The organism is Terribacillus sp. AE2B 122 (assembly GCF_902497585.1).
GTDB classification, from domain to species: domain Bacteria; phylum Bacillota; class Bacilli; order Bacillales; family Amphibacillaceae; genus Terribacillus; species Terribacillus saccharophilus_A.
Genome location: NZ_LR700942.1, coordinates 461,330 through 470,966, shown reverse-complemented (window position 1 = coordinate 470,966; position 9,637 = coordinate 461,330). Strand labels below are relative to the sequence as shown.

At 45.5% G+C, this 9,637-nt stretch carries 10 protein-coding genes; all 10 read right to left on the bottom strand.

Annotated elements, in window-relative coordinates; genetic code table 11:
• Positions 1 to 95 (bottom strand): aromatic acid exporter family protein (locus AE2B122_RS19070; RefSeq protein WP_254593418.1); only part of this gene is annotated, 95 nt, incomplete at its 3' end.
• 70 nt (positions 96 to 165) lie between these two features.
• The gene (locus AE2B122_RS02415) at positions 166 to 600 is read right to left on the bottom strand and encodes a BrxA/BrxB family bacilliredoxin (protein WP_095217983.1); all 435 of its coding nucleotides are present in this window, start codon (positions 598 to 600) and stop codon (positions 166 to 168) included.
• Between the two features lie 70 nt (positions 601 to 670).
• Positions 671 to 1,936 (bottom strand): dihydrolipoamide acetyltransferase family protein, encoded by a 1,266-nt coding sequence (locus AE2B122_RS02410; RefSeq protein ID WP_175072993.1) that lies wholly within the window; start codon positions 1,934 to 1,936, stop codon positions 671 to 673.
• 13 nt (positions 1,937 to 1,949) lie between these two features.
• Complete coding sequence (locus tag AE2B122_RS02405; RefSeq protein ID WP_038561108.1) at positions 1,950 to 2,933, bottom strand: alpha-ketoacid dehydrogenase subunit beta; 984 nt, start codon at positions 2,931 to 2,933, stop codon at positions 1,950 to 1,952.
• A 12-nt stretch (positions 2,934 to 2,945) separates the two neighbouring features.
• Complete coding sequence (locus AE2B122_RS02400; protein ID WP_371809484.1) at positions 2,946 to 3,971, bottom strand: thiamine pyrophosphate-dependent dehydrogenase E1 component subunit alpha; 1,026 nt, start codon at positions 3,969 to 3,971, stop codon at positions 2,946 to 2,948.
• On the bottom strand, positions 3,964 to 5,385 hold the full coding sequence (lpdA, locus tag AE2B122_RS02395) for a dihydrolipoyl dehydrogenase (protein ID WP_175072992.1): 1,422 nt from the start codon (positions 5,383 to 5,385) through the stop codon (positions 3,964 to 3,966). The genes AE2B122_RS02400 and lpdA overlap by 8 nt, the downstream gene beginning before the upstream one ends.
• Positions 5,386 to 5,397: 12 nt before the next feature.
• Positions 5,398 to 6,480, bottom strand: coding sequence for a butyrate kinase (gene buk, locus AE2B122_RS02390; protein ID WP_175072991.1), 1,083 nt, complete (start codon positions 6,478 to 6,480; stop codon positions 5,398 to 5,400).
• 18 nt (positions 6,481 to 6,498) lie between these two features.
• Entirely contained in the window at positions 6,499 to 7,593 is a 1,095-nt protein-coding gene (locus AE2B122_RS02385) for a Glu/Leu/Phe/Val dehydrogenase (protein WP_095217988.1), read from the bottom strand.
• A gap of 11 nt (positions 7,594 to 7,604) precedes the next feature.
• Entirely contained in the window at positions 7,605 to 8,507 is a 903-nt protein-coding gene (locus AE2B122_RS02380; RefSeq protein WP_175072990.1) for a phosphate acyltransferase, read from the bottom strand.
• 18 nt (positions 8,508 to 8,525) lie between these two features.
• A partial coding sequence (locus AE2B122_RS19000) for a sigma 54-interacting transcriptional regulator (RefSeq protein ID WP_217468066.1) occupies positions 8,526 to 9,637 on the bottom strand: 1,112 nt, incomplete at its 5' end.

Below are 9,637 nucleotides of genomic sequence, written 5' to 3'. Positions count from 1 at the left end.
GCTGATACACTGTTTTCCAGCTGCAGAAGCTCCGCTATCCATATCGCGAGCGGTGTTCCTACCGCAGTCTTAATCGTACGGTAACCTATTTTCACAATGGTGCTCCTCGTCAAAAGTGATCAAAAGAAGAATAGTCCCTCATCCAATGGATGGGGACTTCTTCTGTCAAACTTCTTTACAATGCTCATCAAACAATGATTGCAGTCTATTGACTACCTCCATCGGCTCATGACCTTCGATATCATGACGTTCGATCATCGTAACAATTTCGCCATCCTTTAAGAAAGCAAATGACGGAGAACTTGGCGGGAAGCCTGTGAAATATTGTCTAGCTCTCTCTGTCGCTTCTTTATCCTGACCTGCGAAAACCGTCACAAGCTGATCAGGGCGCTTGTCATAATGCAGACTATGCGCAGCTGCCGGGCGAGCAATCCCGCCGGCACATCCACAGACGCTGTTGATCATTACAAGTGTTGTTCCGGAGTTTTTAAGAGTGGAATCCACGTCCTCCGGTGTTGTTAATTCTGTATATCCTGCATCGGTAAGATCTTTTCTAGCAGTCGTTACAATATCGTTCATAAACATTCTGAAATCTGCCATCGGTATTCCTCCTTTTACACTATTTTAAGTGTATCAGCAATTTCAGTCTCTTTCAATTTCTTTGAACTTCTCAGTAGACCGGCATCGTTGATTCGGATACGTTCTCCAGAATCTCTTTCACTCTAGCCATGAATTGTCCGCAGATCAAACCATCAAGAACTCGATGATCCAGGCTGAGACACAGATTCACCATATCTCTAGCAGCGAACATATCATTGATGATGACTGGCCGTTTTACAATCGATTCTACTTGCAATATTGCTGCTTGCGGATAGTTGATGATGCCCATGCTTTGGACTGAACCAAAGGAGCCAGTGTTGTTCACCGTAAATGTTCCGCCTTGCATGTCAGCTGCTGTTAGTTTACCTGTACGAGCTTTTTTAGCAAGGTTCGTAATTTGTTTTGCAACACCTTTTACACTCAAATCATCAGCAGATTGGATGACCGGGACAAATAATTCCTGATCTTTTGCTACCGCAATAGAAATATTTACGTCGTCATGCTGGATGATTTTATCGCCTGCCCAAGAGCTGTTTAGCTGCGGGAATTCTTTCAGTGCCTGCGCGATAGCTTTTACGAAGAAACTAAAGAAAGTTAGCGAATAACCTTCTTTTTCTTTGAATGTATCCTTTACCTTATTACGGTAAGCAACCAGGTCAGTAACATCCACTTCCACCATCATCCATGCATGCGGAATTTCAGTTGCTGCTTTAACCATATTATTTGCAATAGCTTTTCTAACACCGGTAACCGGTATAGCTTTACCAGCAGCGTCTGATTGTGTTACTTTTGCTGGTTCAGTTGTCTGCTCATCACGTACAGGTGATGGTGTATCTGCAGTTGCTGTTTGCTTTTGCTCTTGTTTTTGCGGCTTCTCACCAGACGCAATGATTGCTTCGACGTCCTTGCGTGTAATCCGTCCGCCTTTCCCGGTGCCTGTAATAGCGGAAAGGTCCAAGTCATTTTCTTGTGCAAGCCGCATAACTGCTGGTGAATAACGTGATTTCATCGCTGTATCAGGAGTAGCAGTACTGATTGATTCTGTTTCAGCTGCAGCAGATGAAGGTGTATCTGTTTGCTTCTTCTCTCCCGCCTCTTCCGTTTCAATTGTGCAAATCAGCGTGCCTACTTCGACCGTATCACCTTCGGACACAACCAATTCTTTGATCACACCAGTGAAACTGCTTGGGATTTCTGCATTGACTTTATCTGTCATCACTTCTGCGATGGCATCATATTTACTTACTTGGTCACCTGGTTTGACGAGCCACGTGCTAATCGTACCTTCTGTGACACTTTCACCAAGCTTTGGCATTGTTATTTTTTCTATCGTCATCATTACACCTCGTTTAGAATTCCGCTAATTCTCGCATGGCTGCTTCCACTTTAGCAGGATTGACCATGAAGTATTTCTCTGTACTAGGCGCATAAGGCATCGCTGGCACATCGGGTGCTGCCAGTCGCTGAATCGGCGCATCCAGGTCGAAGAGGCAATTCTCTCCGATGATTGCTGCAACTTCACCAATAATCGAGCCTTCTTTGTTATCTTCTGTAATAAGCAAAACTTTTCCTGTCTTGGAAGCAGCCTCGATGATCGCTTCTTTATCAAGCGGATAAATGGTACGCAGATCAAGGATATGTGCTTCGATACCTTCAGCAGCAAGCTTTTCAGCCGCCTGCAGTGCAAAATGCACACATAAGCCGTACGTAATAACCGTTATATCGGAACCTTCGCGTTTCACATCTGCTTTTCCAATCGGTAACGTGTACGGGTCAGCTGGCACTTCACCTTTGATAAGACGGTAAGCACGTTTATGTTCAAAGAACAATACTGGATCCGGATCCTGAATAGCTGCTTTTAAGAGCCCTTTCGCGTCATAAGGTGTGGAAGGCATAACAATCTTCAAGCCAGGCTGGTTAGCGAAAACCGCCTCTACGGATTGGGAATGATATAAAGCACCATGGACGCCACCGCCATATGGAGCACGTATCGTAACTGGACAAGTCCAGTCGTTATTGGATCGGTAACGGATCTTTGCTGCTTCTGAGACGATTTGGTTAACCGCCGGCATGATGAAATCAGCGAACTGCATTTCAGCAATCGGCTTTAAACCATACATCGCAGCACCTACTGCAACACCGGCGATTGCCGATTCTGCAAGAGGTGCATCCAGTGCACGGTCTGCACCGAATGTATCATACAGGCCATCTGTAGCTCGGAACACACCGCCTTTTTTTCCGACGTCTTCTCCTAATACGAATACTTTTTCATCTGCTTCCATTTCTTCACGCATCGCCTGCGTAATTGCCTGGATATAGGACATTACTGGCATTATTTCTCCCCCTTAATCGGCATACACATGAAGCAGTGCGGATTCCGGTTCCGGATCTTCAGCATGCTCAGCATAGTCTGTTGCTTCATTTACGATTTGCTTAATTTCTTCTTCCATTTGGTTTTCTAAGTCTTCTGTCAGAACTCCAGTTTCACGCAGATAGGCACCGAATGTCAGCAATCCATCTTTCTTACGCTCTTCCTCGACTTCTTGCTTTTCCCGGTATGTCATATCATCGTCATCACTGGAATGCGGTGTGAGACGGTATCCTACTGTCTCAATAAGCGTAGGTCCTTCTCCATTCAGTGCACGCTCTCGCGCTTCTTTCACAGTTTGATATACAGCTAAAGGATCATTACCGTCAATCGTAAATCCTGGCATGCCATACCCTTGAGCGCGATCAGACACATTCACGCAGCCAAGCTGTTTTTCTTGAGGCACACTGATGGCATATTTATTATTTTGAACCATCGTAATTACCGGTAATTTATGAACACCTGCAAAATTCAAACCTTCGTGGAAATCACCTTGGTTTGAGGAACCCTCACCTAATGTTACAAAACTGACCAGCTGTTTCTTTTCCATTTTGGCAGCTAGCGCAAAACCAACAGCATGCGGCACTTGTGTTGTCACAGGTGAAGAACCAGTGACGATTCGAGAAGACTTCTTCCCAAAATGTCCTGGCATTTGACGGCCGCCGGAGTTCGGATCTTCCGCTTTTGCGAATGCAGATAGCATCAAATCTTTCGCAGTCATACCAAACGGCATTACTAAGCCTAAGTCACGATAATAAGGCAAAAGATAATCGATGTCTCTATCCAACGCCATTGCAGCACCAACCTGCGCTGCTTCCTGTCCTTGACAAGAAATAACAAACGGTATTTTACCAGCTCTGTTCAAGAGCCACATACGTTCATCTACTCTCCTTGCCAGGAGCATCCACTTATACATTTCCAATACTTTTTCGTCTGATATTCCAAGAGAAGCATGTCTTGTTTCTGACATCGCCGCTCCCCCTTTCTTCAATATCTTAGCCATGGATTTGCTCTCCATCAACCGCAAGTGCCGCTTCTCCGATAATTTCCGAGAGTGTCGGATGCGGATGAATCGTCTGACCAATTTCCCAAGGCGTCGCATCAAGCAGCTTGGCAAGAGCAGCTTCTGAGATCATATCAGTCACGTGTGGACCAATCATGTGCACGCCTAGTAGGTCGTTTGTCTTCTCATCGGCGATTATTTTCACGAAGCCTTCAGACTCGCCGTATACCAATGCTTTTCCGATTGCCTGGAAACTCATTTTTCCTGTTTTAACCGTATAACCTTCTGCTTTCGCTTGTGCCTCTGTCAAACCAACACTTGCTGTTTCCGGGAAGCTGTAGACACATGCAGGAACCATGCTGTAATCCAAGCTTTCCGTTTGAACGTCTGCAATATGCTCTACCGCGATCATGCCTTCTCTGGAGGCAACATGTGCCAGCTGCATACCGCCAATACAATCGCCGATTGCATAAATGTGGGATTCATTCGTCTGATAAAAAGCGTTCGTCTGGATAAAACCTTGCTCTGATAACTGGATATCAGTATTTTTCAGCCCGATGTCTCCTACATTCGCCGTACGACCAACAGAGACTAGAATCTTATCAGAAACGAAAACTTGCTGTTCTCCGTCCATCTGCGCCTTGACCGTTACCTTGCTTTCATCAGCTGCAGCGTTCTCCACTTGCACATTTGTATGGATAACAATACCGCGCTTTTTGAGCTGCTTGAACATTTCCTTGCTGATATGTTCGTCTTCAGTAGGCAGGATTCGATCCTGGTATTCGAGTACGGTAACTTTTGTACCGAGATCATGGAGCATCGATGCCCACTCGATTCCGATAACACCTCCACCGATAATCGTCATGCTTTCCGGAAGCTCCTGCAGCGCCAGCGCACCTTCAGAACTAAGGATCTTAGATTCATCAAATTCGATACCTGGTAAGGAACGGGGAGAGGAACCTGTTGCAACGATTACGTTTTTCGGAAGTAAGATTTCATTTTCACTGCCGTCGGTAAATTCCACAGAAATCGTTCCTGCTGTCGGAGAGAAAATAGAAGGTCCGAGGATTCTGCCGTATCCTTGGAAAACATCAATCTTACCTTTTTTCATTAAGTGCTGAACACCGCGATGCAGCTGATCGATGATTTTTTCTTTTCTTTGCTGTACTCCTGAAAAGTCCAGACGTACATCTGTTGTATGTATACCGAAAGCTGCTGCTTCCTTTGTTTGCCGGTAAATCTCAGCGGAACGGAGTAATGCCTTGGATGGGATGCATCCTCGGTGCAGACAAGTTCCGCCAAGCTCTGCTTTTTCCACAATAGCTGTCTTCAAACCTAATTGGGAAGCACGGATAGCGGCTACGTATCCGCCCGTACCGCCTCCTAAGATGACAATGTCATATTCTCTTACCATTGTTTCTGCCTCCTATACGACATAAACTTTTGCCGCTTCTTCTTTTCGCATGACACGAAGTGCACCTTCCGTTAGAGCACGAAGCTCGTTTTCACCTGGATACACAAGCACATCAGCAATCCAGCTCACTCGATCCTTTAGCATGGAGATAAACAGCTCATCATTTGCAAGCCCGCCAGTCACTGCAATCGCATCGACTTCTCCAGAGAGAACGACGCTCATTGCGCCAACTTCTTTCGCTGTCTGATACACCATGCCTTCAAAAATCACCCTTGCTTCTTGATCGCCTTTTTTAATCCGGTCGGCAATAAGTCTTCCATCATTCGTACCGAGATAACCCATGAAACCACCCTTGGTCGTCAGCATCTTTAGAAGCTGATTCTTCGTGTACTCACCGGTTAGAGCCAGCTCAATCAAATCACCAGCCGGAACTGTTCCTGCGCGTTCGGGTGTATAAGGTCCTTCTCCGCTCAATCCATTGTTCACATCGATCACGCGTCCATGATGATGTGCACCGACAGTAATTCCGCCTCCAAGATGCACGACGATAATATTAGCTTCCTCGTAAATCTTATCCTTGGCAGCTGCCGCTTTGCGTGCAATAGCTTTATGGTTCAATGCATGGAAAATGCTCTTTCTCTCCACTCCAGGCAACCCAGAAAGCCGTGCCGGCGGATCCAATTCATCGACCACAACAGGGTCAGTGATGAAAGCCGGTATATGAAGGCTGCTTGCAATTTCATAAGCAATCAATCCTCCTAAATTGGAGGCGTGTTCGCCATTATAGCCTGCTTTAAGATCAGCAAGCATTGCTTCGTTCACACGATATGTACCGCCCTCAAGCGGACGGAGCAGTCCGCCGCGTGCACAGACCGCAGTTAGCTTCGATACGTTGATACCTTCGAAATCCAATGCATCCAAAATGATTTGTTTCCGAAACTGGTACTGATCCATCACTTTTTCAAATCCGCCAATATCTTCTAAATCATGGCGGATCACTCGTTCAAAAATGTTATGCTCGTCATCAAACACACCGATTTTCGTAGAAGTAGAACCTGGATTAATAGCTAAAATACGGTTTTCTGCTGTTTGCACGCGGTTTCCCCCTCGTTATTATCTTCTGCTTAAAGTATGATGACCGTTACGCAGGAATTGGCTTCTGGATCTGCGCATTGTTTCGATTCTCTCCTCAGCCATTCTATCAGCAGCAAGACTAGTCGGAATGTCATCACGTTTTGCAATTTCGAATACGCGCTGCAAGCTGTCATAGATTGTTTCTACTTTGCGAAGCGCACGCTCTCTGTTGTAGCCATGTAATTCATCCTCAACGTTGATAACACCGCCGGAGTTGATCACATAGTCAGGTGCATAAACGATACCGCGTTCGAACAGGATTTGTCCGTGATGTTCTTCTTTCAGCTGGTTGTTTGCAGCTCCAGCTACTACTTTCGCTTTCAACACACGCAATGTATCGTCATTGATTACTGCGCCGAGAGCACAAGGAGCAAAGATATCACATTCAACACCGTAAATATCATCCGGGTCTACTGCAGTTGCTCCGAATGCTTCAACTGCTTTCTGGACAGCTTCCTTGTTAATGTCAGTGACAATCAGTTTGGCACCCTCTGCATGAAGATGTTCACACAAAGCATAAGCAACATTTCCGATACCTTGTACAGCAATAGTCTTTCCTTCCAAGCTGTCATCACCGAATGCTTCTTTGGCCGACGCTTTAATTCCTTTGTATACGCCATAAGCTGTTACTGGAGATGGGTTGCCTGATGAGCCAGATTCAGCAGAGATACCAGTTACGAAATCCGTTTCTGTATGGATAAGCTCCATATCCTCTACTGTCGTGCCAACATCTTCTGCTGTGATGTAGCGGCCATTCAAAGATTGTACGTAACGGCCGAATGCGCGGAACATCGCTTCGTTTTTGTCTTTTTTCGGATCCCCGATAATAACTGTCTTTCCTCCGCCAAGATTCAAACCTGCAGCAGCATTTTTATACGTCATACCTTTTGCCAGTCGCAGTGCATCGACGATTGCCTCTTCTTCTGTTGCGTATGTCCACATTCTTGTGCCGCCAAGAGCCGGACCGAGTGTTGTGTCATGGATTGCGATGATTGCTTTCAAACCGGATTCTTTATCCTGGCAAAGGACTAGCTGTTCATAATCGTATTGTTCCAACGTTTCAAAGATTTTCATCTTAATTCCTCCTAGGCAAGTGATGCTGCCGCTATTGCGAAGCATATTGCAAAATATTTACTAGTGCTGTCGTCCGCACGTGATGTGAGGATAACAGGTGATTTTGTTCCGACAAGCAAGGAGGCACTTACAGCTCCTGCTGTATAGGTAAAGGATTTATATAGCATATTTCCACTTTCAATTTCCGGGACCAATAGTATGTCTGCATCTCCCGCAACAGTTGAATCAATTTTTTTGATAGCAGCCGACTGTGCAGATAAAGCACTATCCAGTGCGAGCGGACCATCAATTTGACAATTTGTAACCTGCCCACGCTGCTGCATGACAGAAAGCAGCGCTGCGTCAGTCGTCGCCGGCATGGCAGAGTTCACTTTTTCAGTAGCGGCAAGTGCGGCGACTTTAGGTTCTGTGTGGAGCATCTTCGTGTAAACAGATACGGCGTTATCTAAGATTTTCCTCTTCATCTCTAAGGACGGTGCGATATTAATACCTGCATCCGTCAAGAAAAGCAACTTATGATAAGACGGAATATCAAAGATAGCGAGCTGCGACAGGATGCTGCCTGGCTTGAGCATCGTTTTATCCTTCAATATCTTACCCGCCAAGACATCTGTGCTGACAATTCCTTTCATCAGCATATCCGCCTTGCCTGATTTCCAGGCTTCTATCGCCATATCTGCGGCTCTGTCTGCGGATGGTGCGTGGATGCAGGTAATTTTATCTTCTGTCAGCTGTTCTTCCTTCATAAACTGCTTCAGCCGATCAATATCTCCATACAGCAGAAATGTTGCCATCTGCTGATCCGCCGCTTTCTTTACTGCCTTAAGAATGGAAGGGTCATCTGAAGCTGCTATTGCAATAGTAAAACCCTGCTTCGCAGCTGCCATTTTTTCAAGAGCGGTAAACTTATGCATCGTATTCTTCCTTCCCCATTATGAAAAATCTTGCATGCCACTTCTATCAAAATCATATTTATCCATCTTATAGTAAAGATTACGAATCGACACTCCAAGCTGATCTGCCGTCGCTTTTTTATTAAAGTCGTTCGCCCGAAGAGCTGATTCAATCAGCTGCTTCTCTAAGTTCTCCACCTGTTCCTGTAAAGTGCCCGCTAAGAATTGCTGATCCAAGGATGAAATCTGCAGATGCTTCGGTTGGATGACATGTTCCGTCTTTTCCAGGAATGTCATTGCTTGGGCTATTGTTGTTTCCAGCTCTTTCACATTATGGGACCATTTCTTATCTTTCAATACACTTATTGATGCTTCAGAAACAGATTGAACAGAACATTGCAGCAGCTGATTCTGCTTGTGGACAATTGTGGATAACAGTCCTTCGAAATCTTTCATCCGCTCAACTAAAGCTGGTATATAGATTGTTATACGCTTTAGCCTCTCGAAGAACGGTTCATAAAATCGTTTTTCGAAAACCGCGCGTTCTAAAGGATGACGCGCACTAACTATTATCCGAACATCCACTTGTTTCAATTTCCCGGAGGTGAGCTGCAGTTTACCTGTAGTCATGAAGTCTGAAAGCTTTTCCTGGACACGAATCGGCATACCATCTATATCATCCAGAAACAGTGTGCCGCCGTCACTTTTTTCAATCATTCCAGTAGTGTGATTGTTGCGCAGTGATCCGAATAGCTGTTTTTCTAAACTTTCTTCATCACCAACTGCACAATCGACTCGGATAAACGGCCGATGGCGTCGTTTACTTTCATTATGGATAATAGCAGCAAACATACCCTTGCCTACACCTGCATCCCCTCGCAGCAGACACGGCGCATCTGCATTTACAGCGAATTTGACTTGTTCAAGTGTGACTTGCATCGTTTCCGATTCAGATATAACATCATTCAGCGTGTATTTATTTTCCAGACTACGGATAATCTTTCGGGCTCGTTGCACTTCATCCTGCAATTCGTGCAGTTCAGAGATATCATGTAGGACACCAACACTTCCGCGAAGCTTTCCATCGACAATGATCGGCGCCGCATTGACCATCATTTCTTTACCGTGTTTCCCGACACGCAACCGAGCAC